Source organism: Streptomyces chengmaiensis (assembly GCF_029846775.1).
GTDB lineage: Bacteria > Actinomycetota > Actinomycetes > Streptomycetales > Streptomycetaceae > Streptomyces > Streptomyces chengmaiensis.
This window is the reverse complement of sequence record NZ_JARWBG010000021.1, coordinates 52,267-74,691: the sequence shown is the minus strand read 5'-3', so window position 1 is coordinate 74,691 and position 22,425 is coordinate 52,267. Positions and strand designations below refer to the sequence as shown.

Genomic DNA, 22,425 nt, shown 5'->3' with positions numbered 1-22,425 from the left:
ACTCTTGACCCGGCCGGCTGGACCTGCCCCGCGCCGCTGCGCGACCACCCCGTGGTGGTCATGGGGCACGGGGGCGGCGGCGCGCTGTCGGGCGAGCTCACCCGGCATCTGTTCACGCCCGCGTACGGCAACGAGACGCTCGGCGGCCTCGGGGACTCGGCGGTGCTGCCGCTGCCGGGGGCGCGGCTGGCGTTCTCGACCGACTCCTTCGTCGTACGGCCGCTGTTCTTCCCCGGCGGCAGCATCGGCGACCTGGCGGTCAACGGCACGGTCAACGACCTGGCGATGAGCGGCGCCCGTGCGGCCTATCTGTCATGCGCCTTCATCCTGGAGGAGGGTGTCGGGCTGCCGGTCGTGGGACGGATCGCCGACGCGATCGGGGCGGCAGCGGCGGCGGCCGGGGTGGTGATCGCCACCGGCGACACCAAGGTCGTCGAGGCAGGGCACGGCGACGGCGTGTATGTGAACACCTCGGGGATCGGGCTGGTGCCGGACGGGGTGGACATCCGCCCCCAGCGGGCCGTTCCCGGGGACGTCGTCATCGTCAGCGGCCCGATCGGGCTGCACGGCATCGCCATCATGAGCGTGCGCGAGGGGCTGGAGTTCGGGGTGGAGGTGGAGAGCGACACCGCGCCGCTGGGCTCCCTGGTGGAGGCGATGCTCGCGGTCACCCGCGATGTGCATGTGCTGCGCGACCCGACGCGCGGCGGCCTGGGCACCGCCCTCAACGAGATCGCCGCGGCCTCGGGCACGGGCGTCGCCCTCGTCGAGCGGCATGTCCCCGTCCCGGAGGCGGTGGCGGGCGCGTGCGGATTCCTGGGCCTGGACCCGCTGTACGTCGCCAACGAGGGGCGCCTGGTGGCCTTCGTCCCGCGCACCGAGGCGGACGCGGTGCTCGCCGCGATGCGCGCCCATCCGCTGGGCACGGGCGCGGCCGTGATCGGCGAGTGCGTCGCCGAACACCCGGGGATGGTGGTCTCCCGCACCGGTCTGGGCGGCACCCGCGTGATCGATCTGCCCCTGGGCGAACAACTGCCGCGGATCTGCTGACGAAACCGCCCCGGCCGGGTGCGGCCGAGAACCGAGGCGGGCGTTGCAGGCCGCGCCGGCCGCGGCACCCGAACCCATGGACTGCGGCCCCGGCCGTGGCAGTCGGCCTGCCGACTGCCACGGCCGGGACGGTGACGGCCCGTGCCCGCCGGCGAGCGAGGGACGTCCGAGGGGATCACATGCGACACCGGTCTCTTCCCCGGCGTCAGGCGGAAGCCCGTCGGCCCGCGGTCCGCACGGACGCAGGATGTCGGCGGCGGCAGCCGCGACGCGATACGGGCCGGGTACGGCCGCGCCGTCCGCGGTGTGCGCCCCGACCCTGCCGGGCGCGGGCCGCCCACGCTTTCCGTAGGCCGCCGCGCGGACCGGCGGCACGGGCGCACGTGGTCGGTCCGCGAGAGCAGTTCGCGGGCGCGCCGACGGGGGCGAAGAGGCCCCGCCGGGTGCACCCGGCGGGGCCTTGGTGCGCGGCGCTCGGGGCCTGTCGTCCGGATCAGGCCGGATCAGGGAGCGGGGTCTGGTGCCGTGCATCGCAAGGCGGAAGAAGGAGTCCATGCGGAGCATCGGCGACTGATGACAACGCAGCGAGGTGCGGTGCCAGGGCACGCGAGCCCGGCAAGATCCGGACGACAGGCCCTGACCCTCAACCGAGCGTCGCGGCTGCCAGGAGTTCCAACTGGCCGGCCTGGGCCGTGCAGGGGAACACCAGCAGTTCTTCGCAGCCCGCTTCCGCATACGCGGCGGCGGTGTCGCGCAGTTGGGAGGCGTCCGTGATGACCGCCTTGGCCGCCATCTCCGCCTTGGGGCCGATGAAGGAGTAGTACGCGCGCAGATAGGACTCGGCTGTCTCGCGGGCGCCGGGGCCCAGGCAGGCGTACACCAGGGCCACCAGCCGCGGGGCGTCAGTGCGGCCGTGGGACCGCCAGGCCTCGCGGGCCCGGCGGGCCAGGTCCGCGTAGGCGGTGGCGGAGCTGCCGCCCGCGATCCAGCCGTCGGCGAAGCGGGCGGCTCGGGCCATCGCGGCCGGGGTGTGGCCTCCGACGATCAGCTCGGGGCCGTCCCCCTGGGGAAAGGGGCCGATGCCGGGGACCGGGCCCTTGCCGCTCCACACGTCGCGGAGTTCGCCGAGGAGGGCGTCCAGGCGCTTGCCGCGGTCGTGGTACGGCGCTCCGGTGGCGCGGAAGTCGTCGTCCCGGCCCCCTGCCGCCACACCGACGGTGAGCCGTCCGCCGGAGATCTCGTGGATGGTGGCGAGCTGTTTGGCCAGCAGAGCGGGGCCCGGCCGGTACGCGGCGATCAGGATGGAGGTCGTCAGCCGGATCTGCTCGGTCACCGCGGCCGCGGCGGCGAGCGAGGTCAGCGGCTCGTAGCTGTCGTACACCAGACGGTCGAGGCAGCCGAGGCTGGCGAAGCCGTGGTTCTCGGCCAGCCGCGCCCAGTCGACGAGCCGACGGCCGTCGATGTCCGGCACTGTGGTGGGCAGGCCCACTCCTATGTCCATCAGGGCTCCTCGGTCAGGCGGTCTTGCGGGCCGTCACCAGGGTGTTCCCGAGCGGCAGGGCATGCTGCGCGGTGTCGGTGAACCCGGCGACGCGCATCCACTGGGCGCAGTCGCCCGGGTGGTAGCCCGCACCCGCCGGGGTCATCACCAGCATGTGCAGCGACGCCACCAGCGAGGCGAGGTCGGGTTTGTCGCCGGGCATGGGGTCGTACACGAGCAGCGTTCCGCCGGGCCGCAGCGCCTTGTACGCCTTCCCGATGAGCTGCTTGCGCTCCTCCTGGGAGAAGTCGGCCAGCACATGGCCGATGACCATGGCGTCGGCCTCGGGCAGGTCGTCGGCGAAGAAGTCGCCTCCGGTGAAGTCCAGCCGTCCGGCCACGCCCAGCGTCTCGGCGTGTTCGGCGCACGGGCCGGCGTTCTGCGGGCGGTCGAAGACCCGGCCGGTCAGCTGCGGGCAGGCGCGCAGCAGCAGTCCGGCGAGGTTGCCTCGGGCGCCGCCGACGTCGACGAGCGTCGTGTAACCGGTCAGGTCGACGGCATCCAGCAGATGCGGGACGAGAGGGGCGCTCAGGGAGTCCTGCATGGCGAGGAAGACCCGCTGGGCGGCCGGGTCGCTGAGCATGGCCTCGAAGTCGCCCTCGGCCTGCGGGGCGCCGGTGCGCAGAGCCTGGGTGAGTTTCCCCCAGGCGGGGTAGAGAACGAGGTTCGCTCCCTCGAGGAAGCCGCCCGCGTAGTCCTCGCCGCGGACCAGCCGACGCCGGGCCGCCTCGCTGTTGCGGTACCGGCCGGAGGTGCGCTCCAGCAGGCCGAGCGCGACGAGCGCGTCGAAGAAGTCGGCAGCGGCGCGCGGGTGCAGCCCGAGCGCGGCGCGCAGCTCCTCGGCTCCCGCCTCCCGGTCGGCGGTCTGGTCGAGAACGGTGAACACGCCCAGCTCCAGGGCGCTCAGGAGAAGTTTGGCGGAGGCGAAGCCGAGGCCCAGCGCGGCGGTGCCGGAGGGGTCCTTGGGGTCGGTCGTCGCCTGGTCTGCAGCGCTCATGCCGGGCTGTCCTCCTTGAGGGCCTTGGGGTCGGTCGGGGGTGCGCCGGGGGTCTCGGCGTCGTCGGGGGCGAGGCCGCGTACGACCGCGTGTCTGCGCAGCGCCAGCGCTCCGCCCGCCGCCAGGGCCATCCCCGCGAGCATCAGGTAGTAGGCGTACTCGGGGATGACGTCGATCAGCCGCACCATGCCGCTGCCCGCGCCGCCGCCGAGGGCGGCGAACAGCCACAGCAGGCCGAGCATATGGGCCATGAACCTGCGTGGCAGCACGAAGGCGACGGCGGCGATGCCGACGGCCGCGACGATCAGCTCGCCGCAGGCGTGCATCAGATAGACGGTCAGCAGCCACAGGGGGGAGACCTTCTCCCCGTCCGCGGCCAGCCCGGCGGCGAGTGCCATGACGAGGAAGCTCACTCCGGTCAGAGCGAGTCCGACGGAGAACTTCACCGGAACCCCGGCCACTCCCCCGCCGGAGCGCAGCAGCAGCCATGCGAAGAGGGGCGCGAGGACCAGGATGAACAGGGGGGTCGCCGACTGGAGCCAGCTGACCGGAACATCGAAGCCGAGGACCTGGCGGTCCGTCGACTCCTTGGCGAAGAGGGTCAGCGAGGAGCCGTCCTGGGCGATCATCGACCAGAACAGGGTGGAGCCGAGGAAGATCCACAGGAAGGAGCGGAGCCGCCTGCGGTCGCCCGCGGTCAATTCGCGGCTGCGGTAGAGGACGGTGTAGGCGATGACGGGCGCGAGGATGGAGGCCATGCCGACGAGCGCGATGGCGCTGCCGGGGTTGAGCCCGCCGGAGGCGGCCATGCCGGCCAGCAGGACGGCGAGGACGCCCGCGCCGATGCCGATCCGCTGCGAGGCGCGGCGGGACTCCTCCCCGCTGAGCGGCCGGCCGGGAGCGGAGCCGATGTCCTTGAACTGGTGTCGGCTCATCCACAGTTGGAGCGTGCCGAGCAGCATGGCGGTTCCGGAGACCGCGAAGCCGAGCCGCCAGTCGACGCGTTCGCCGAGGAAGCCGGCGATGAGCGGCGAGAGCAGGGCGCTGACCTGGATGCCGACGTACATCATGGAGATGCCGGCTTCGCGGCGACCGCTGTCCTTGCCGAACATCAGGTTCAGCATGGCCTGGTGGTTCGGCTTGTAGAGGCCGAGGCCCGCGGCCAGCAGGATCAGCCCGATGGGGGTGGTCCACAGCCAGGGTGCGGCGAGGGTGAAGTGGCCGGCGGTGGTGACCCAGGCGCCCAGCAGCAGCGTGCGGCGGGGGCCGAGCAGCCGGTCGGCGACCCAGCCGCCGGGCAGGCAGAGCATGAACGCCAGGCCGATCCACGCGCCGAACAGCGCCGCGGAGTCGGCCTTGGCGAGTCCGAGGCCGCCCTCGTCGCGCGGCGCGACGGCGAACAGCACCAGGATGGCCTGCATTCCGAAGAAGCCGAACCGCTCCCACACGTCGCTCATGAAGAGCGTGCGGTACCAGGCGGGCCAGGTTCTGATGGATCCGGTGCCCGCCCCGCCGGGGCCCTGTTCGGCGCGTACGGCAGTCATGCGCTGGTCGCTCCCTCCGCGCGTGCCAGGTGCAGCCGCGGCCGGAAGGCGAGGTACAGCCCGCCCACGGCGTTCTCGGGCCGCATCGGGGCCTGCTTCTGCTCATGGACCTTGTTCAGGTTGGCCAGCGGGTTGGGGTCGCCGCTCTCCGCGCCGTTGAGGTGGGCGTGGACGCGGGAGTAGACGTCCTGGGCGTCCTCCAGGTCGGCGATGCCGGTGACGATGCGGTCGAAGGCGTCCTGGATGGACAGGCTCTCGCGCTGTTCGGTGGTGAGCTTCTGGGCGTTGTAGAAGTGGTGCTCCTTGCCGCGGTAGCTCTCGTAGAAGACCGAGACCAGGACCAGCAGCCGCTCGTAGGCGTGCCGGTAGACGGTCTGGTAGAACTCCCAGGCCTCCTTCTCCTCCGCCTCGCCGCGGAGCACGCTGCCGACGCTGGCGGCGGCGAGCATGGCGCTGTAGGTGGCCAGGTGGACCCCGGTGGACAGCAGCGGGTCGAGGAAGCAGGCGGCGTCTCCGCTGAGCAGATAGCCGGGGCCGCAGAAGGAATCGGCGGCGTACGAGTAGTCCTGTTCGACCTTCATGCCGGAGATCTGCTCGGCCCCTTCGAGGTAGCGCAGCAGATGGGGGCATTCGGCGATGGCCTTGTCGTAGACCTGCTGGATGCCGCCGAGGGTGTTCTTCTTCTCGTTGAAGATGTCCCGGCCGGTGACAAGTCCGATGCTGGTGGTGCCGTTGTGCAGCGGGATGTTCCAGAACCAGCCGTCCTCGGCGGACAGAACGGCGATGGAGCCCTCGGGGCCGCGGTCGAGCGGCTTCACGTTCTTCCAGTACGACCAGGCGGCGACATTGCGGAAGATCTCGTGGTACTGGCGGTTCTTCAGATGGCGGGCGGCGAAGACGCCGCCGCGGCCCGAGCAGTCGATCACATAGTCGAAGGTGATGCGGCCGCTGAGCGCGGGGTCCTTGGCGCCGGCCCACAGCGCGGCGACGGGGCGGTCGCCGTCGAACTCCAGCTCCTTGACGACGGTGTTCTCCACGACCTCGACGCCGAGGTCGGCCGCGTGGCGCAGCAGCAGCTCGTCGAACTCCGAACGGACCACCTGCCAGGCGTTGGTTCCGTCGTCGCCGAGGCTGTTGAAGCGGACCTCCCACTCCTCGGGGCCCCAGAAGAAGTACGCCCCGCCCTTGGGCTGGAAGCCATGGGCCTGCACCTTGTCCCAGACGCCGAGCATCTCCAGGATCGGCCGGCACGAGGGGAGGATCGACTCGCCGATGTGGTAGCGGGGGAACTGGTCCCGTTCGAGCAGTGTGACCTCGAAGCCTTCCTTGGCCAGCAGTCCTGCAGCGGTGGAGCCCGCGGGCCCTCCCCCGATGACGAGGATCTGGGTGGAACCACGCATCTGTTTCTCCATTCCTCCGAAGCTCGCGAGACGGGTTCGGACCGTCGGCTGCACCGTGCCGGGGCCGGCCGGAGGCGGAGTGGAGAACTCCTCGACATGAGGCGGGGGCGGACCCGCGGCCTCGAGCCGGGTTCAAGCCGGAACTGGTCGTCTGGTGGCGCAAAGTCGGCGCTGTTGCCGAAACCCGAAGGAGACGAGATGCCTTCCATCGCTGTAAGACGCTGGGCCGCGGGTGCCGCGGCGACGACGCTGTTGACCGTCGGACTGGCCGCCGGCGCGCCCGCGGGGGCCGCGCCGACGACTGAGCGGCAGCCGACCGCCGTCACGACGACCGAGGTCCGGTACGGTCAGCCGGGCCTGTACGCCAGGAACATCGACACGCTGATGGCGTTCTACCGCGACGGACTCGGCTTCGACATCCTGTACCGCTTCCCGGAGACGGGGCCCGGGGTGTTCGGCACGGTCGTCATGGGCGACTACTACATCACCGTCTCGACCTACGACGTGGTCAGGCAGGCGACGGGGATGCAGAACATAGGCCGCACCTGGCGCAAGCAGTCGGAGCTGGTGGTGATCGTGGCGGATGTGGACGCCGCGTACAAGCAGGCGCTGAAGGCCGGGGCGAAGTCGCTGATGGCGCCCAAGGACCAGCCGTGGGGAGAGCGTTCGGCGTACGTCGGGGACCCGGAGGGCAATCTGGTGCAGCTCTCCACGCACAACGAGTAGACACACGGCCCGACGCGGACGGGCAGCGGCCGGCCCCGGCTACGGGGGGCCGAGCGACAGACGACAGGACCGACAGACGACAGGGGCGTGCATCCCGAAGGATGCACGCCCCCCTGCGGTGTGCGCGCCGTGTGCTCAGCGGTTCTGCCGGCGTCCGGGGCGTTCGGCGGCGCCCATGGAAACGCGGGCCGTGTCGGCCTACGGCCCGCCTCCTGGGCGCGACCGGCCACGACGTGCCCGCACAGCTCGACAGCCGGTCGTCGGCGCTTCCGGCGAAATACTCAGGCGGCGCGGGCGGCGACGTTCACCGGCCGGTCCCAGTCCACGCGGTACGAGTAGACGGGGTCGGTGGCCTTGACGCCCAGCTTGAGGAAGAACGGCAGCACCAGGTCGCGTACGGCCCGCTGGAAGCCGTTGGCCGCGGCCTTCTGGTTGCCGGTCTTGCGCCCCTCCTTGATGATCTTCTCGACGCGCTCCTTGCGCAGCGCCTGGAAGGCGGCGAACGCCCGCTCGGGGGTGGGCAGATCGCGCAGGCACTTGGTGAGCACGATGGAGTCCTCCATCGCCATGGACGCACCCTGGCCGACGTGCGGCGAGGTGGCGTGTGCCGCGTCGCCGACGAGGCACACGCGCTCACGGTGCCAGGTGGGGATGGACAGCATGTCGTAGATCGGATAGCCGATGATGCCGTCGGAGGTGGAGTCGATGATCGCGCTCACCGGATGGTGGTCGTCCCGGTGCTTGTCGAGCAGCTTCTTCTTCCAGGTCTCGTGGGGGACCTTGTCCAGCTCGCCGCGGCCGGGCTCGGCCGCCTGGTGGTAGTTCTCGAACCAGTAGATCTCTCCGCCGGGAATGGTCTGGTAGCCGAAGAAGCCCTTGAGGCAGAACGACATCCGCATCACCCCGTCGGCGGGGGCGGCCTGGTCGCTGCGGGTGTAGCCGGCGGTGCCGATGACTCCCGTGTACTCCGGGTGCGGGGCGTCCGGCAGCACGGTGTATCGGGTCTTGGAATGGATGCCGTCACAGCCGACGAGGAAGTCGCCCTCCGCGGCGGAACCGTCGGTGAATTGGGCCCGCACCCCCGTCTCGGTGTGCTCCATGCTGCTGAACCGCTTGCCGAACTCGATCGGAACGCCGCGGCCCTGCGCCGCCTCGCGCAGCGCCTTGTTGAGCAGACCGCGCTTGATCAGCAGCGTCTGGGCCGGATTCTCCCCGAGCACCTTTCCCTTGTGGTTCAGGAAAGCGGTCGACGTAGTGTACGACCCGTACTTCTCGACGTCGTCGAACACTCCGAGGGTCTTCAGTACCGCCATTCCGTTCGGCGCCAGATTCAGGAATGCTCCGGCACTGTCCCTGGGTTCCTCCCCCGCCTCGTAGACAACGGCCTCAATGCCGATCCTCTGGAGAAACATGGCCAGGGTGGGGCCTGCGATGCCGCATCCGATCAAAATGGCTTTCCTGGGTGCAGCCGGTGCTCCGCCGCCCATGTTCAACCTCGATTCCCCTGTGAAGGGAGTAGCGCTGCTGCTGGTTTGCCGTGCTTGCTGTGCGCGCTCAGGATAGGAAGAGCCGCTTGCGCCTTGCTAGAGAGCGCTCCGACGGCCCTTCCTTCACCCCTGTGCCTCTAGTCCTTCTCGAGTTCCACTCGAGGCAGCGCCTTTTCCATCCAGCTCGGCAGCGACCAGGCATGGCGTCCCATCAGCTGCATGGCAGCGGGGACGATCAGACAGCGGACGATCACGGCGTCGATGAAGATGGCGACGGCGAGGCCGAATCCGAACTGACGCAGCATCCGGTCATGGCTGAGCATGAAGGCGCCGAAGACGACGATCATGATGGCGCCGGCGGCCGTGATGACCGCGCCGGTGCGGGCCAGGCCCTCGCGCACCGCCCGGGCGTGGTCGCGGGTCGCCTGCCACTCCTCGCGCATCCGGGAGATCAGGAAGATCTCGTAGTCCATGGAGAGGCCGAAGACGATCGCGAAGATCATGATCGGCAGGAACGCCTCGATGGGCCCCTTGTCAACGCCGAGCCAGCCGTGTTGGAAGACGAGCGTGACCGCGCCGAGCGCCGCGCCGATGCTCAGCAGATTGAGCACGGCCGCCTTGAGCGGGATGAGCACGGAGCGGAACACCGCCATCAGCAGCAGCACGGAAAGGCCGACCACGATGGCGACGAAGAGCGCCATCCTGGCGGCGACGGTGTCGGAGTAGTCCACGATGGCCGCGGTCGCGCCGCCCACCGCGAACTCCGCTCCGGTCTCGTTCGCCACCTGCGGGAGCACCTCGTCCCGCAGATCGTGCAGCAGTTCTGTGGTCTGCTCGTCCTGCGGCGAGGTCTTCGGATAGGCGATGACCAGGGCGGCCCGGCCGTCCTCGGTGGGGATCGGGTCGCTGGCGCCCGCGACGCCGGAGACCGAGCCGAGCCGCTCGGTGAGCGCGGCCGCGGCCTGCTGTGAGCCTTCGCCCCCGTCGGCCACCACGATCAGCGGGCCGTTGAAGCCGGGGCCGAAGCCGTCGGCCAGCAGGTCGTACGCGGTGCGGCTGGTGGCCGTCGTCGGCTCGTTGCCCGCGTCGGCCAGCCCCAGGCGCATGCCCAGGACCGGGGCGGACAGCGCCCCGAGCGCCAGCACCGCCACGGCCAGAGCGGCGATGGGACGCCGCTGCACGACCGCGCCCCAGCGCCGCCAGCCGGTGCCGTCGGTGCTCTTGCCCCGCGCGGCCTTCTTCTCCGCCCGCGCGGTGAACTGCCGGGCGAACCGCTTGCCGAAGATCCCCAGCAGCGCGGGCAGCAGCGTCAGCGAGGCCAGCATGGTGATCAGCACCGTGAGGCTCACCGCGATCGCCGTGCCGCGCAGCATGCCGAGCCCCAGCGCGACCAGGCCCAGCAGCGCGATGATCACGGTGCAGCCGGCGAAGAAGACGGTGCGCCCCGCGACGTCAAGGGCCCGCTCGGCGGCCTTGTCGGGGGCGACTCCTCGGACCAGCTCCGCACGGTATCTGGCGAAGATCAGCAGGGCGTAGTCGATGCCGACGCCGAGGCCGACGAGCATCATCACATACGGGGTGAAGCTGGCGATGGTGAACAGATGCGAGGCCAGCACGATCAGGCCCATGGTGGAGCCCACCGCGAACACGGCGGTGATCACGGGCAGTCCGGCGGCGATGACCGTGCCGAACATGAACACCAGGATGACCAGCGCGGCGATGATGCCCGCGCCCTCGGCCGCGCCGCCCGCCGGGACGTCCAGCTCACGGGCGGGCTCGCCGCCCAGCTCGACCGCCAGCTCCTCGGTCTGCGCCGTGCGCGCGGTGTCCAGGATCCGCTGGGTGTCGGCGATCTCCATCTCCTCGTCGGGCACATCGAGGGAGACGGTGGCGAAACCGATCGTGCCGTCCTGGGAGATGGCCGCCCCGTCGTCGTACAGACTGCGCACCTGGCTCACATGCGGCAGCCCGGACACCTTGTCGAGCATCGCCTCGACCGCGGTGACCGTGCCGGGGGCGCGCAGTCCGGCCTCGCTGTGCAGCACGATCTCGACCGAGCCGCCGGCGCTGGCGGGCGAGTGCTCCTTCAGGAGCTCCACGGCACGCTGGGACTCGGTGTCGGGGAGGGTGTAGTCGTCGCGGTACTTCTCCCCGAGGGCGGACGCGGCCGCCCACACGCCGACCAGCACGACCACCCACAGGGCAAGTGCGGACCACTTGCGCCGGCCGGCGAGCCGGGCCATCCGTGCGAAGACGCCGGCCCGTTCGGGGGGCTCGGCATTCGGTGTCGGTGTCTTCTCGTCAGGCGTGACGGTCACGGAGCCCTCCTCACACTTCGGGAGTCCATCAACCCAAGCCCGGCTCGCCGGTGACTACAGACCCGCTCAACGCCCGGCTTGAGCGAGGCTGTAGAGGCCGCTGGCAGGGTGACCGCGCCCTCTCGGCCGTTCCACGTCCGCGAGGCGCGCTACCGCGCAGCGCGTGAGCCGGACTGACGGAGGACCGGATGGCCGTGCCGGAGACGACCCGTACGACGGGGGCGGGGCCAGAGCCGCATCCCCGCCGCCGGATGATGCTCTCCCTGATGCTCGTGGCGTTGTTCATGAACCTGCTGGACGTCACCGTGGTCACCGTGGCGCTGCCGGCGATGCGCGACGGACTGGGCGCCGGCCATGCGGCTTCGCAGTGGTTCCTGGCCGCGTACACGCTGGCTTTCGGCGCAGGGGTCATCACCGGCGGGCGGCTGGGCGACCGGTACGGGCGCCGCACGCTGTTCCTGCTGGGCGTGGGCTGCTTCACCGCGGCCTCCGCGGCCTGCGGGCTCGCGCCCGACGCCCCCTTCATGATCGTGGCACGGACGCTCCAGGGGCTGGCCGCCGCCCTGATGGTGCCGCAGGTGATGGCGACGGTGTACGCGGTCTTCCCGCTGCGGGAACGGGCCGGGGCCAGCGCGGCGTTCGGCGCGGTGACCGGAGTCGCCTCGGTGGTCGGGCCGCTGCTGGGCGGGGTGTTCGTGACATACGACGTCGCGGGGCTCGGCTGGCGCGGCCTCTTCCTGATCAATGTGCCGGTGGGGCTGGTCGCTCTGGCCGCCTCCTGGGCGCTCATCCCCGACACCCGCGCCGAGCGACCGCTGCGGATGGATCTGGTGGGCGTGGCGCTGGTGACGGCCGGTCTGCTGTGTGCGCTGTATCCGCTGGTGCAGGGCGAGGACGCCGGGTGGCCGGCCTGGATGCTGATCTCGCTGGCGTGCGCGCCGCCGCTGCTGGCGCTGTACGCGGCACACGCACGGGTCAAGGACCGCCGGGACCGCTCGGCGCTGGTGCCGCTGCGGCTGTTCGCGCTGCCGGGTTTCAGCCCGGCCGTCGCGGTGCTGTTCACCGTGCACATCGTGATGATCGCCTTCTTTGTCGCGGTCTCCGTGACCCTGCAGAACGGCCTGGGCTACACCGCGCTGCGCACCGGTCTGACGTTTCTGCCGTGGGCCGTCGGCGGCGGGATCGCCTCCCAACTGCTGCGCTGGGCCGTGCCCCGGCTGGGCCGGAACGCGGTGAGTCTGGGCGCGCTGCTGGCCGCGGCAGGGCTGCTGTGGTTCGCACTGGCGCTGGACGCCGACGCCGCGTGGTGGCAGCTGGCGCCGGGAACCTTTCTCGGCGGGGTGGGAACGGTGGCGGTGATCGGCCCGGCCTTCATGTACGCGGGGACGGGTGTGGAGCCGGGCGACGCGGGGGCGGCTTCGGGCGCGTGCGGCGCCTCCGTCCAGCTGGGCGGAGCGTTGGGCACCGCGCTCCTGGGGGTGCTGCTGCTGAGCGGGCTGCCCGTGTCCGCGGGGACCGGTCCGCCGGCGGGAAGCGAAGAGGCGTCCGCTGCCGCCGAAGCGTTCGCGGACGCCTTCGGTGCGTTCCACCCGTACGCGGTGGGGGGCCTGGTGCTGGTGGCGCTGATCGCCCAGGCCCTCCCACGTGATGCCACGCCCTATCGCTGATCCGGCCGTCGACGGCGTGCCGGCCGGAGCGGTCGGAGCGCCTCTCCGAGCGTCCCGAACGTGCCGGGCGTCATCATGCCCGGCGAGCGCGGACCATCAGCTGCTGAGCGCCGGACAGGCCCCATCCGTACGGCTCGAACTCCTTCTGGAGGACGTCGACATGCAGATAGCGGTCCATGAGCGCGTTGAGCGCGATCGTGCCCTCCAACCGGGCCAGCGGCGCCCCGAGGCAGAAATGCACACCGTGGCCGAGACCGAGGTGCGCATTGTGCTCCCGCCGGCAGTCGAAGCGTTCGGCGTCGGGGAACTGCCGCTCGTCGTGGTTGGCGGACAGCAGCCAGGCCTCGATCATCTGGTCGGGCGGGACGAGCACCCCCGCGACCTCGGTCTCCTTCACGGCGACGCGCTTGGTGTGCATGAAGGGGGTGCGCAGCCGCAGCACCTCCTCCACCGCCCCGCTCACCAGTGAGCGGTCGTCGCGGACGTCGTCGTAGGCGCCGGGCGCCTCGTCGAAGCAGAGCAGTGCGTTGGCGAGGAGCACCACGGTGGTGACATGCCCCGTCATCAGCAGCAGCCCGGCAAAGGTGGAGACTTCCTCTTCGTCCATGCGTTCACCGTCGACCTCCGCGGCGACGAGCCTGCTGATGAGGTCGTCCCGCGGGTGGGTGCGGCGGCTGCGGCAGTGTTCGCCGAGATACTCGGTGGTGGCCTTCACCGCGCCCTCGACGGACTCGATCAGCTCCGGACTGTTGGGGTCCGCGCCGTCCGCGAACCGGATGGTCTCCGCCCACTCCCTGAACAGGGGCTGGTCGGAGGCGGGAACGCCGAGCAGTTCGGCGATGACCGTCACCGGCAGCGGATAGGCGAAGTCGCGGACGAGGTCAAACTCCTCCTTGTCCGCCACCTCGTCCAGCAGGTTCCTGCTGATCTCGGTGATGCGGGGAGCGAGCGCGTCGATGGCCCTGCGGGTGAAGACCGACGACACCAGCGTGCGCATCGTCCGGTGCAGCGGCGGGTCCATCAGGGTGAGGTCGCCGCGGGAGATGCGCTGCTGGTCGGGGACGACCCGCGTCTGGTCGGCGGAGAACTCCTCGTACTCGGTGATGACACGCTGGACGTCCTTGTGGCGGAACACATGCCAGACCCCGTGCTGATCCTGCCAGACGGGATGCTCATCTCTCATGGTCTTCAGCCACGCAAAAAGCTTTCTTCCGCCGTCGTCCATGGCGGGCTTCGGTGGTGCCGGGGACTGTGCGATCACAGTGTCTACCTCCGGTTATCCGCTGTCCGCGAGCAAGGTCACCTCGACGCTCGCCGCCATGGCTCGAACAGAACTCGAACACGATCGAAAATCAGCCGCACCGGTGAAAGCGCTCTCTCCAGGGTGATTCCCATGGCATTCGAGCGGGGCTTGAGATCTCCGCACCAATCTGGGCCGGTGAAGGTCAATCATGGCGCCATGACCCATCATGCACAGGGCAACGGACAGGGAGCCGGCCCCGACGGACGCGGAGGAAGGCAGGCCCGCGGTGAGAAAAGGCCTCGCACGCTGCGGCGGCGGCTGTTCCTCACCGCATCGGGCGTGTTAGGCGGCGGAGTGCTGCTCGGCGGCGCATACGCCGTCAACTTCGCATCCGTGTACGGCGACCGGAAGATGACCAACCTCGGCACCCTGTCGTTCGCCAACAAAGTCCGAATCCCCCCGCTTCTGGAAGGCACGTCCGACGGCTCGGGCGGAAGGCGCTTCACCCTCACGGCACAGGAGGGCGCCAGCGAGCTGATCCCGGGGAAGCAGACGCCGACCTGGGGCGTGAACGGCGCGTTCCTGGGCCCCACCCTGCGCGCCCGGCGCGGCGACAGAGTCTCCGTCCACTTCACCAACAAGCTGCCCGAGACGACCACGATGCACTGGCACGGCATGCATCTGCCCGCCGTCAACGACGGCGGCCCGCACCAGTCCGTGGTGCCGGGGGCGGTGTGGCGGCCGGAGTGGGAGATCGTCCAGCCCGCGTCCACGCTCTGGTACCACCCGCATCCGCACGGCCAGACCGCCGACCATGTCTCACGGGGCCTCGCGGGCATGTTCATCCTGGACGACGACGCCTCCGACGGCGCGGGACTGCCCGGCCGGTACGGCGTCGACGACATCCCGCTGATCCTCCAGGACCGCGAGTTCAACGACGACGGCTCCATCGAGCTGCGCAACGTCTCCACGCTGGAGAGCTTCGCCGGCGTCGGCAACATCGGGGTGCTCGGCGACACGATCCTGGTCAACGGCACCTACGACCCGTATCTGAGGGTCACCACCACACTGGTGCGGCTGCGACTGATGAACGGTTCCAACGCCCGCGTCTTCAACCTCGGTTTCACCGACAACCGGGAGTTCACCCTCGTCGCGCTGGAGAACGGGCTGGTGGCCAAACCTGTGCCGCTGCGCCGCATCCAGCTCGCGCCCGCCGAGCGCGCGGAGGTCGTCGTGGCGGTCGAGCCCGGCGAGCGCACCGTGCTGCGCAGCTTTCCGCCCGACATCGGCGTCGGCTTCCCGACCAAGCGGCTCGACGGCGGCGAGGACACCTTCGACATGATCGAACTGCGTGCCGACAAGCGGCTGACCGAGTCGCCCCCCGTGCCGGACCGGCTGCGCGGCGCACCCGCCCCGATCGAGCTGCCCGACTCGCCCCGCGTACGCCGTTTCCGCCTCAGCGGCACCAACATCAACGGCAAGAAGATGGACATGGAACGCATCGACGAGGTGTGCCCGGCGGGCCGGGTGGAGGTCTGGGAGGTCGAGGGCAACGCGGACGGCGTCCACAGCTTCCATATCCACGGTCTCAGCTTCAACGTCCTGCAGTACGCGGGAAACAAGCCGGCGGCGCATCTGGTCGGTGCGAAGGACACCGTGTACGTGCCGCCGGGGGACATGGTGCGACTGGCCGTGGCGCTGCCCGACTACACGGACGAGAAGAAGCCCTACATGTTCCACTGCCATCAGCTGCGCCACGAGGACCAGGGGATGATGGGGCAGTTCACCGTCGTGAAGCCCGGGTCCGAGGGGGATGCGCCGCGGCAGATCATCGCCTACGCACGGCATTAGTCCCCCACCCCGCCCCGTTCCCGCAACCGGGGCAGGCCCCCGGGCCCCCGTACGGCCTTCGGCCGTGTCCTCGACCGCCGGACGGGCTTGGAAATCAAGCACCGCCCCGGGGGTACCGCCCGGCGGCAGCCGGGGGAGATCGAGGCCCCGGGGGTCCGGGGCGGAGCCCCGGTTACGGGATGGGTCGGGGCTGGGGAAACACCACCGGAGGAGCCATGAAACCGTCCACCCCCACCGCCCTCGTCACCGGCGCCAACCGCGGCCTGGGCCTCGCCGTCGCCGCACGGTTGCATTCCGACGGATGTCGGGTCGTGGTCGCGGCACGTGACCGGGAGGCGGCGGACAAGGCCGCGGCGGGCCTCGGGGAAGGGGCGCGGGGCGTGGCGCTGGACGTCACGGACCCGGCGTCTGTGTCGCTGGCCGTGCAGCAGGCCGGCGAAGTAGACGTCCTCGTCAACAACGCGGGCATCCAACTGGACTGGGGGGAGCGCCCCAGCGACGTCGACCTGGAGCTGGTGCGCCGCACCCTGGAGGTCAATCTGTACGGCTCGTGGCGGGTGGCCCAGGCGGTGGTGCCGCAGATGGTGCGCCGCGGCTGGGGCCGGGTGGTCAACGTCTCCAGCGGGACGGGCTCGTTCGCCTTCGGCATCGCCGAGATGTGTCCGGCGTACTCGGTCTCCAAGGTGTCGCTGAACGCGCTCACCGTGATGCTGGCCAAGGAGACCGCGGGCACGGGCGTGCTGGTGAACGCGATCAACCCGGGCATGGTGCGCACCCGGATGCGGCCGGACGCCGAGCAGACCCCCGAGGCCGCGGCGGAGCACATCGTCCGGGCGGCGACGCTGCCCGACGACGGACCGTCCGGGGTGTTCCTCCGCCGGGACGCCGTCATGGACTGGTGAGGGGCGCGGAGAAGCGCGACGAGACACCAGCGAGGCCCGGTTCCCCGTCAGGGGAGCCGGGCCTCGCTCGGCGGGCGTCTCAGCGGCGCGTGTCGAGGAAGGACGTGTCGTGCTTGCCGTCGCGGAAGGCCGGGTCGGCGAGCACATCCCGCAGCAGCGGGATCGTGGTGTGCACCCCGGGGCCCGAGATGCGGAACTCGGCGAGGGCCCGGTCCATCCGGTCCAGGGCCCGGTCGCGGTCGGGCGCCCAGGTGATGACCTTGGCGAGCAGGGAGTCGTAGTGGGACGGCACCCGCCAGCCGGCGTAGCCGTGGGTGTCGACCCGGACGAAGGGGCCGCCCGGCGGGACGAACTGCTCGAGCGTTCCCGGGCTCGGGGCGAAGTCGCGTGCCGGGTCCTCGGCGTTGACCCGGCATTCGACGGCCGCGCCGCGCGGCTGAAGGTCGTCCTGGGTGAAGCGCAGCTCCTCCCCCGCGGCGACCTGGATCTGCTCGCGGACCAGGTCGACGCCGAACACGGCCTCGGTGACCGGGTGCTCCACCTGGATGCGGCAGTTCATCTCCATGAAGGAGAAGCCCTCGTCGTGGACGAGGAATTCGAAGGTGCCGGCGCCGGTGTAGCCGACGGCCCGGGCGCCGCGCACGGCGGCGCGGGCCATGGCTGCGGTGAGCTCCTTGTGCAAGCCGGGCCCCGGGCTCTCCTCGATCAGCTTCTGGTGGCGGCGCTGCACGGAGCAGTCGCGTTCACCGAGGTGCAGCACCGTGCCGTGGCCGTCGGCGAGCACCTGCACCTCGATATGGCGGGCGCTGTCGCAGAACCGTTCCAGATAGACGCGGTTGTCGCCGAAGACGGCCTGCGCGGTGGCGCGGGTCTGCCGATAGGCGGGCAGCAGCTCGCTCGGCTGCCGTACGACCGTCATGCCGCGGCCGCCCCCGCCCGCCGCCGCCTTGATGATCAGTGGAAAGCCGATGCGGGCGGCGAGGTCGGCTGCCTCCGCCGCGCTGTCGACGGTGCCGGGGCTGCCGGGCAGGACGGGCAGCCCGGCGTCCGTCATCAGCTCGCGGGCCACGGCCTTGTCGCCGAGGCGGGAGAGGACCTCGGGCCGGGGGCCGATGAAGACAAGGCCGTTGTCGGCGCAGATCTCGGCGAAGTCGGGATCCTCGGAGAGGAAGCCATAGCCGGGGTGGACGGCCTGAGCGCCGGTGCTCAGGGCGGCCTCGATCACGGCGGGGGCGGAGAGATAGCTCTTGCGGGGCGCGCCGGGGCCGATCTGCACGGCCGCGTCGGCGGCCCGCACATGGGCGCCGTCCCTGTCCGCGGTGGAGTGCACGGCGACGGTGCGGATGCCCATCTCCTTGCACGTCCTGATCACTCTGAGCGCTATCTCGCCGCGGTTGGCGACCAGGATGGTGTCGAATGGCACGGTCAGTCCTCCCCGGCCCCGCCCGCGGGCTCCTCGGGGTCGACCAGCACCAGGGGCTGGCCGTACTCGACCGGGGCGCCGTCGGCGACCAGCACCTCCACGACACGGCCGGCGCGGGTCGCCTCCAGGGGGTTCATCAGCTTCATCGCCTCGATGATGCCGAGCTGCTGGCCGACCTCGACGCGGTCGCCGGGCCGCACGAAGGGCGGGGCCCCGGGCGAGGGTGCCACGTAGTAGGTGCCGACCAGCGGCGCGCATTCATGGTGGCCCTCGACGGTGTCCTCGATGCGGTCGAGTGTCGCCGGCTCACGCGCGGCGGCAGCGGTCTGCTGCTGCTCGTCCCACTCCACCTCGACGCTGGCCGCGCCGAGGGTGACGCGCACCCGGCGGGGGTGCCCGGCCCCCACCCGGACCACGTCCGCGATGCTGCGGCAGATGTCGGTGAGTGCCAGGGCGCTGGTGTCGTAGTCCAGGCCGGCCAGTGGGTCGTCGGTGGGGGCGGTGCGGAGACTCTCCTTGGTGACTTCGCTCATCGGTCTCTCTCCGTAGTACCTGCTGCCGTTGCCGTTGCCGTTGTGGCCGCGGCGCCCGTTGTGGCCGTTCTGGCGGATCACGGCCGCGCTCCCGAGGAGGCCGGCACGTCCTGGGCCAGGCCGAAGGCGCGGAAGCGCCGGCGGCGGGCGGCGGGCGAGACGGTCCTGGAGCGCAGCTCGCGCAGCGCGGCCACGGCTGCCCGGCGGATGGAGTCGCTCATGGCGGAGGTGTCCGTGTGCCCGCCGCCCTCGGGCTCCGGTATGACTGCGTCGACGACGCCGAGGCGCAGCAGCGAGGCGGCGTCCAGGGCGAGTTCGTCGGCTGCGACGGCGGCCTCGGCCGCGTTCTTCCACAGGATTGCGGCACAGCCCTCGGGGCTGATCACCGAGTAGGTGGCGTTGGCGCACATCAGCACCCGGTCGGCGACGCCGAGCGCGAGCGCCCCGCCGCTGCCGCCCTCGCCGGTCACCACGGCGACCACCGGGACGGGCAGCGAGCCCATCAGCCGCAGGTTCTCGGCGATGGCGACGGACTGGCCCTTCTCCTCGGCGGTCAGTCCGGGGTAGGCGCCGGGGGTGTCGATGAGGGTGACGACCGGGACGCCGAGTTTGGCCGCCAGCCGCATCAGCCGGGCGGCCTTGCGGTAGCCGGCCGGTGAGGGCATGCCGAAGTTGCGGCCGACGAGTTCGGCGGTGGTGTGGCCCTTCTGGTGGCCGATCACCATCACGGGCAGTCCGTCGAGCCGGCCGAGGCCTCCGACGACGGCCGGGCACTCCTCGCCGGCCCGGTCGCCGTGGAGTTCGACGAAGCCGTCGAGCCAGAAGCCGATGTGCTCCAGGGCGGTGGGCCGGCCCGACTCGCGCGCCAGCTGGACGCAGTCCCAGGCGGGGAGCTGGTCGAGGAGCTGGCTGTCGCGGACGGCCGGGTCGTCCTCTTCGGCGCCCCAGTCGGGTCCGGGGTCGTCGGCGACGGCGAGCAGTCTGCTGAGCCGGCCGCGCAGTTCGGCGCGTGGCCAGACGTCGTCGACGAGGCCGTGCTCCAGCAGGAACTCGGCGGTCTGGAAGCCGTCGGGCAGCCGCTGCCCGATGGTCTGCTCGATGACGCGGGGCCCGGCGAAGCCCATACGGGCGCCGGGCTCTGCGACCACCACGTCCGACAGGGTGGCGAAGGACGCGGCGACGCCGCCGTACGTCGGGTCGGTGACGAGGGTGACGGTGAGCAGCCCGGCCTCGTCCAGCTCGGCGAGCGCGTTGGACGTCTTGGCCATCTGCATCAGCGAGAGCGCGCCCTCCTGCATCCGGGCGCCGCCGGAGGCGGTGACGATCAGCAGGGGGGTGCGGTCCGCAAGCGCGGTCTCCGCGGCGGTGGTGATCGCCTCGCCCGCGGCGACGCCGAGGCTGCCGCCGAAGAAGCGGAAGTCCATGACGGCGGCGACCAGGGGGCGTCCTTCGACACGGCCGCGGACCACCAGCACGGCGTCCTGCTGCCCGGTGCGCGCCCTGGCCCGCTCCAGCCGCTCGGCGTAGGGCCGCTGGTCCACGAAGTCCAGCGGGTTGTGCTGGGTGGCGGGCACCTGGACCGGCCGGGCGCTGCCCTCGTCGAGGAGCTGCGCGATCCGGGTGGGCGCGTCCAGCCGGGCGTGCGCACCGCACTCGGGGCAGACGCGCAGCAGACGCGTATAGCGCTTGCCGTAGACCAGGGAGCGGCAGCCGGAGCAGGAGACCCAGGCCGCCTGCTCGGCCGCCGCCTTCTGTGCCTTGCCTGCGGATGGAAGCGTGGTGGTCATCTGTGCTTGCCCTTCAGTAGGCCGGCCGTCAGTAGGCCGCCTCCACTTCGTAGACGCCGAACGGCGAGGCGAGCCGGGTGTCGCGGTACGGGCGCAGAGGCGCGGTGTCCTCGCGGTGCTCCGCGCCCTCCTCCCAGCGGCGGAAGGCGGCGAGGTCGGACCAGCGGCTCACGACGACGAGCGCGGTGGGGTCCAGCGGGGAGCGCAGCAGTTCGTTGCCGAGCATGCCGGGAACTCCCTCGAGCCGCTTGCTGACCAGGTGGTAGGCCTCGCGGACCGCCTGGAGCTGCTCGTCGTCGCAGGCCGCCTGGTAGACCAGGACGCGTACTTCACGCGCCATGCGAGGCGGCCTTGCCCTCGATGTGCGCCACCACCCGCATGGTGTTGAACGAGCCCTTGCCGCGGTAGGCCTGGAGGCGTTCGCGGTGGGCGAGGTGGGCGTCGCTGGACTCGAAGGCGCGGAAGCCCGCTTCGTCGGTCCAGTCGCTGACGATGAAGTAGACGCTGTCCTCGTCGTTGTCCTTGGACAGCCACTGGCCGAGACATGCGGAGTGGCCGGTGACGGCCTCGGTGGAGCCGCGCCAGGCCTTTTCGAAGTCGGCCTCCATGCCGGGGTTGATCTCCATGCGGAGCAGGACCCGGAAGGCGCCCTCGCCGTTCGTCTGTGCGGTCATCAGGAGATCCCTCCGTCGACGCCGATGGTGGCCCCGGTGACATACCGGGAGAGGTCGCTGGCGAGCCAGAGGACGGCGCCCGCGACCTCGTCGGGCGTGCCGAGCCGGCCGAGCGCGGTCTTGGCGCTGTACCGCTCGATCATCAGCTTCTGCTGTTCCTCGGGCATCTTGTGCAGGTTCTCGGTCTCGATGACGCCGAGTGCGACGACGTTGAACCGGATGCCCTGGCCGCCGAACTCCTTGGCCAGGGAGCGGTTCAGGCCGACGAGGGCGGCCTTCGTGGCGGTGTAGTGGGAGCGCAGCGGAATGCCGGCCTCGACGGCCTTGGAGCCGATGCTGACGACGGACGCGCCCGAGCCGAGCAGCGGCAGCGCCTTCTGGATCACCAGATGGACGCCGGTGACATTGGTGTCGATGATCCGCCGCCACTCCTCGAACGGGAGCTCCGCGTAGGGGATGTGGCTGATGGCGCCCGCATTGTTCACGATCAGGTCGAGGTGGCCGTAGTGCTCCTTGGCGGCGTCCACCAGGGCGGTCACATCGGCCGGGTCGGCGACGTCCGCCTTGACGACGTGGTGGTCGCCCGCGGTCTCGCCGAGTTCCTTCTGCAGTGAGGCGACGGCGTCGCTTTCGGTGCGGTAGCAGGTCAGGACATCGACGCCGGCCTGGGCCAGCGCCCGGACGATGCCCCGGCCGACTCCCCGGGTGCCGCCGGTGACCAGGGCTTTCCTGCCCGTGAGGCCGAGATCCATGGATGGTCCTCCATCGAAGTGCGGTAAGTTGCAGGGCTGTTCGCCAAGCGATCAGAGCAGCAGGGCGAGTGCGGCGCAGTTGACCAGGAGCGCGAGTACGGTGAGCCAGCTGCGCCGGGCGTTCCAGGCGCCCCAGTTCCAGCGCGGGTCGTTGGCTTCGAAGTCGTCCGGCAGAGCGTCCGGGTCGAGGGTCTGCACCCATTTGTTGACCGGGACGTTCTTGGTCAGCGAGATGGTGACGGTGACCGCGGCGAGCGCGGCGCCGACGATGAACAGGGTGCGGACCGCGTTGTCGGGGGCGATCACGGCCAGGACGACATCGCCGACCAGGGTCCCGAGCAGGCACAGCGGCATCGCCGGGTCGTAGCGCGAGGCGAAGAAGGCGTGTGCGTGCACATAGCGGTCGGCGGGCAGCGCCGCGAGCAGCGGCCAGCCGCCGAGCTGGGTGCCGAAGAGCACTCCGGCGGCAAGTCCGTTGAGCAGGACGACCGCGGGGACCAGATAGGCGATCACCGGTGTTCTCCTCCGCTC

Annotated in this window: 20 protein-coding genes; 6 read left to right on the top strand and 14 right to left on the bottom strand. The window is 71.2% G+C overall.

The features are described 5' to 3' along the window. The first annotated feature begins 60 nt into the window (after window positions 1–60). Complete coding sequence (gene hypE, locus QCN29_RS18915) at window positions 61–1,050, top strand: hydrogenase expression/formation protein HypE (protein WP_279929513.1); 990 nt, start codon at window positions 61–63, stop codon at window positions 1,048–1,050. A 643-nt stretch (window positions 1,051–1,693) separates the two neighbouring features. Here the strand turns inward: hypE and QCN29_RS18910 are convergent. The 4 genes from QCN29_RS18910 to QCN29_RS18895 are packed head-to-tail and all read right to left on the bottom strand — an operon-like array spanning window position 1,694 to window position 6,531. Continuing rightward, entirely contained in the window at window positions 1,694–2,551 is an 858-nt protein-coding gene (locus tag QCN29_RS18910; RefSeq protein WP_279929471.1) for an LLM class flavin-dependent oxidoreductase, read from the bottom strand. A 13-nt stretch (window positions 2,552–2,564) separates the two neighbouring features. Continuing rightward, a complete protein-coding gene (locus QCN29_RS18905; protein WP_279929470.1) occupies window positions 2,565–3,587 on the bottom strand; it encodes a methyltransferase in 1,023 nt (340 codons plus the stop codon). After that, complete coding sequence (locus QCN29_RS18900; protein WP_279929469.1) at window positions 3,584–5,131, bottom strand: peptide MFS transporter; 1,548 nt, start codon at window positions 5,129–5,131, stop codon at window positions 3,584–3,586. The genes QCN29_RS18905 and QCN29_RS18900 overlap by 4 nt, the downstream gene beginning before the upstream one ends. Further along, the gene (locus QCN29_RS18895; protein WP_279929468.1) at window positions 5,128–6,531 is read right to left on the bottom strand and encodes a tryptophan 7-halogenase; all 1,404 of its coding nucleotides are present in this window, start codon (window positions 6,529–6,531) and stop codon (window positions 5,128–5,130) included. Before QCN29_RS18895 ends, QCN29_RS18900 begins: the two co-directional genes overlap by 4 nt. Before the next feature lie 198 nt (window positions 6,532–6,729). Here QCN29_RS18895 and QCN29_RS18890 point away from each other — a divergent pair, with 198 nt between their 5' ends. Continuing rightward, window positions 6,730–7,257 (top strand): VOC family protein, encoded by a 528-nt coding sequence (locus tag QCN29_RS18890; RefSeq protein ID WP_240135258.1) that lies wholly within the window; start codon window positions 6,730–6,732, stop codon window positions 7,255–7,257. A 281-nt stretch (window positions 7,258–7,538) separates the two neighbouring features. On the opposite strand, the gene QCN29_RS18885 is transcribed toward QCN29_RS18890, so the two are convergent. Together QCN29_RS18885 and QCN29_RS18880 are read right to left on the bottom strand one after the other, a co-directional pair. After that, the gene (locus QCN29_RS18885; RefSeq protein WP_450169619.1) at window positions 7,539–8,669 is read right to left on the bottom strand and encodes an FAD-dependent monooxygenase; all 1,131 of its coding nucleotides are present in this window, start codon (window positions 8,667–8,669) and stop codon (window positions 7,539–7,541) included. Between the two features lie 212 nt (window positions 8,670–8,881). Further along, window positions 8,882–10,987, bottom strand: a complete 2,106-nt coding sequence (locus QCN29_RS18880) for an MMPL family transporter (RefSeq protein WP_279929512.1) — start codon at window positions 10,985–10,987, stop codon at window positions 8,882–8,884. Window positions 10,988–11,250: 263 nt separating this feature from the next. Here QCN29_RS18880 and QCN29_RS18875 point away from each other — a divergent pair, with 263 nt between their 5' ends. Continuing rightward, the gene (locus QCN29_RS18875) at window positions 11,251–12,729 is read left to right on the top strand and encodes an MFS transporter (RefSeq protein ID WP_279929466.1); all 1,479 of its coding nucleotides are present in this window, start codon (window positions 11,251–11,253) and stop codon (window positions 12,727–12,729) included. A 73-nt stretch (window positions 12,730–12,802) separates the two neighbouring features. Here the strand turns inward: QCN29_RS18875 and QCN29_RS18870 are convergent, their stop codons facing one another. Further along, complete coding sequence (locus QCN29_RS18870) at window positions 12,803–13,912, bottom strand: cytochrome P450 (RefSeq protein WP_279929465.1); 1,110 nt, start codon at window positions 13,910–13,912, stop codon at window positions 12,803–12,805. Here QCN29_RS18870 and QCN29_RS18865 point away from each other — a divergent pair. The 3 genes from QCN29_RS18865 to QCN29_RS18855 all read left to right on the top strand — a co-directional run bounded on the left by QCN29_RS18865 (window position 13,911) and on the right by QCN29_RS18855 (window position 16,725). After that, complete coding sequence (locus tag QCN29_RS18865) at window positions 13,911–14,117, top strand: hypothetical protein (protein WP_240135254.1); 207 nt, start codon at window positions 13,911–13,913, stop codon at window positions 14,115–14,117. The genes QCN29_RS18870 and QCN29_RS18865 overlap by 2 nt on opposite strands. Before the next feature lie 71 nt (window positions 14,118–14,188). Beyond that, on the top strand, window positions 14,189–15,823 hold the full coding sequence (locus QCN29_RS18860) for a multicopper oxidase family protein (RefSeq protein WP_279929464.1): 1,635 nt from the start codon (window positions 14,189–14,191) through the stop codon (window positions 15,821–15,823). A gap of 215 nt (window positions 15,824–16,038) precedes the next feature. After that, window positions 16,039–16,725, top strand: coding sequence for an SDR family NAD(P)-dependent oxidoreductase (locus tag QCN29_RS18855; RefSeq protein ID WP_279929462.1), 687 nt, complete (start codon window positions 16,039–16,041; stop codon window positions 16,723–16,725). 79 nt (window positions 16,726–16,804) lie between these two features. On the opposite strand, the gene accC is transcribed toward QCN29_RS18855, so the two are convergent. The 7 genes from accC to QCN29_RS18820 are packed head-to-tail and all read right to left on the bottom strand — an operon-like array spanning window position 16,805 to window position 22,407. Next, a complete protein-coding gene (gene accC / locus QCN29_RS18850) occupies window positions 16,805–18,154 on the bottom strand; it encodes an acetyl-CoA carboxylase biotin carboxylase subunit (protein ID WP_398859465.1) in 1,350 nt (449 codons plus the stop codon). Further along, window positions 18,151–18,762, bottom strand: coding sequence for an acetyl-CoA carboxylase biotin carboxyl carrier protein (locus QCN29_RS18845; RefSeq protein WP_279929460.1), 612 nt, complete (start codon window positions 18,760–18,762; stop codon window positions 18,151–18,153). The genes accC and QCN29_RS18845 overlap by 4 nt, the downstream gene beginning before the upstream one ends. Beyond that, window positions 18,759–20,468, bottom strand: coding sequence for an acetyl-CoA carboxylase, carboxyltransferase subunit beta (gene accD / locus QCN29_RS18840; RefSeq protein WP_279929459.1), 1,710 nt, complete (start codon window positions 20,466–20,468; stop codon window positions 18,759–18,761). Before accD ends, QCN29_RS18845 begins: the two co-directional genes overlap by 4 nt. 28 nt (window positions 20,469–20,496) lie before the next feature. Beyond that, window positions 20,497–20,808, bottom strand: a complete 312-nt coding sequence (locus QCN29_RS18835; protein WP_279929457.1) for an antibiotic biosynthesis monooxygenase family protein — start codon at window positions 20,806–20,808, stop codon at window positions 20,497–20,499. Next, window positions 20,798–21,142, bottom strand: a complete 345-nt coding sequence (locus QCN29_RS18830) for an antibiotic biosynthesis monooxygenase family protein (RefSeq protein ID WP_279929456.1) — start codon at window positions 21,140–21,142, stop codon at window positions 20,798–20,800. The genes QCN29_RS18835 and QCN29_RS18830 overlap by 11 nt, the downstream gene beginning before the upstream one ends. Next, window positions 21,142–21,894 carry an SDR family NAD(P)-dependent oxidoreductase gene (locus QCN29_RS18825; protein WP_279929455.1) on the bottom strand — a complete coding sequence of 251 codons (753 nt, stop codon included), beginning with the start codon at window positions 21,892–21,894 and terminating at the stop codon, window positions 21,142–21,144. The genes QCN29_RS18830 and QCN29_RS18825 overlap by 1 nt, the downstream gene beginning before the upstream one ends. Window positions 21,895–21,945: 51 nt before the next feature. Beyond that, window positions 21,946–22,407 carry a DUF1772 domain-containing protein gene (locus tag QCN29_RS18820; protein WP_279929453.1) on the bottom strand — a complete coding sequence of 154 codons (462 nt, stop codon included), beginning with the start codon at window positions 22,405–22,407 and terminating at the stop codon, window positions 21,946–21,948. Between the last annotated feature and the right edge of the window lie 18 nt (window positions 22,408–22,425).

Bases quoted from the DNA above. Each gene is read 5' to 3' on its own strand.
- QCN29_RS18890 (WP_240135258.1), top strand. From the start codon at position 6,730: ATGCCTTCCATCGCTGTAAGACGCTGGGCCGCGGGTGCCGCGGCGACG.
- QCN29_RS18905 (WP_279929470.1), bottom strand. From the start codon at position 3,587: ATGAGCGCTGCAGACCAGGCGACGACCGACCCCAAGGACCCCTCCGGC.
- QCN29_RS18865 (WP_240135254.1), top strand. From the start codon at position 13,911: ATGGTCTTCAGCCACGCAAAAAGCTTTCTTCCGCCGTCGTCCATGGCG.
- QCN29_RS18835 (WP_279929457.1), bottom strand. From the start codon at position 20,808: ATGGCGCGTGAAGTACGCGTCCTGGTCTACCAGGCGGCCTGCGACGAC.
- accD (WP_279929459.1), bottom strand. From the start codon at position 20,468: ATGACCACCACGCTTCCATCCGCAGGCAAGGCACAGAAGGCGGCGGCC.
- QCN29_RS18825 (WP_279929455.1), bottom strand. From the start codon at position 21,894: ATGGATCTCGGCCTCACGGGCAGGAAAGCCCTGGTCACCGGCGGCACC.
- QCN29_RS18875 (WP_279929466.1), top strand. From the start codon at position 11,251: ATGGCCGTGCCGGAGACGACCCGTACGACGGGGGCGGGGCCAGAGCCG.
- QCN29_RS18880 (WP_279929512.1), bottom strand. From the start codon at position 10,987: ATGGCCCGGCTCGCCGGCCGGCGCAAGTGGTCCGCACTTGCCCTGTGG.
- QCN29_RS18895 (WP_279929468.1), bottom strand. From the start codon at position 6,531: ATGCGTGGTTCCACCCAGATCCTCGTCATCGGGGGAGGGCCCGCGGGC.
- QCN29_RS18870 (WP_279929465.1), bottom strand. From the start codon at position 13,912: ATGAGAGATGAGCATCCCGTCTGGCAGGATCAGCACGGGGTCTGGCAT.
- QCN29_RS18885 (WP_450169619.1), bottom strand. From the start codon at position 8,669: ATGTTTCTCCAGAGGATCGGCATTGAGGCCGTTGTCTACGAGGCGGGG.
- QCN29_RS18855 (WP_279929462.1), top strand. From the start codon at position 16,039: ATGAAACCGTCCACCCCCACCGCCCTCGTCACCGGCGCCAACCGCGGC.
- QCN29_RS18910 (WP_279929471.1), bottom strand. From the start codon at position 2,551: ATGGACATAGGAGTGGGCCTGCCCACCACAGTGCCGGACATCGACGGC.
- QCN29_RS18830 (WP_279929456.1), bottom strand. From the start codon at position 21,142: ATGACCGCACAGACGAACGGCGAGGGCGCCTTCCGGGTCCTGCTCCGC.
- QCN29_RS18860 (WP_279929464.1), top strand. From the start codon at position 14,189: ATGACCCATCATGCACAGGGCAACGGACAGGGAGCCGGCCCCGACGGA.
- QCN29_RS18900 (WP_279929469.1), bottom strand. From the start codon at position 5,131: ATGACTGCCGTACGCGCCGAACAGGGCCCCGGCGGGGCGGGCACCGGA.
- hypE (WP_279929513.1), top strand. From the start codon at position 61: ATGGGGCACGGGGGCGGCGGCGCGCTGTCGGGCGAGCTCACCCGGCAT.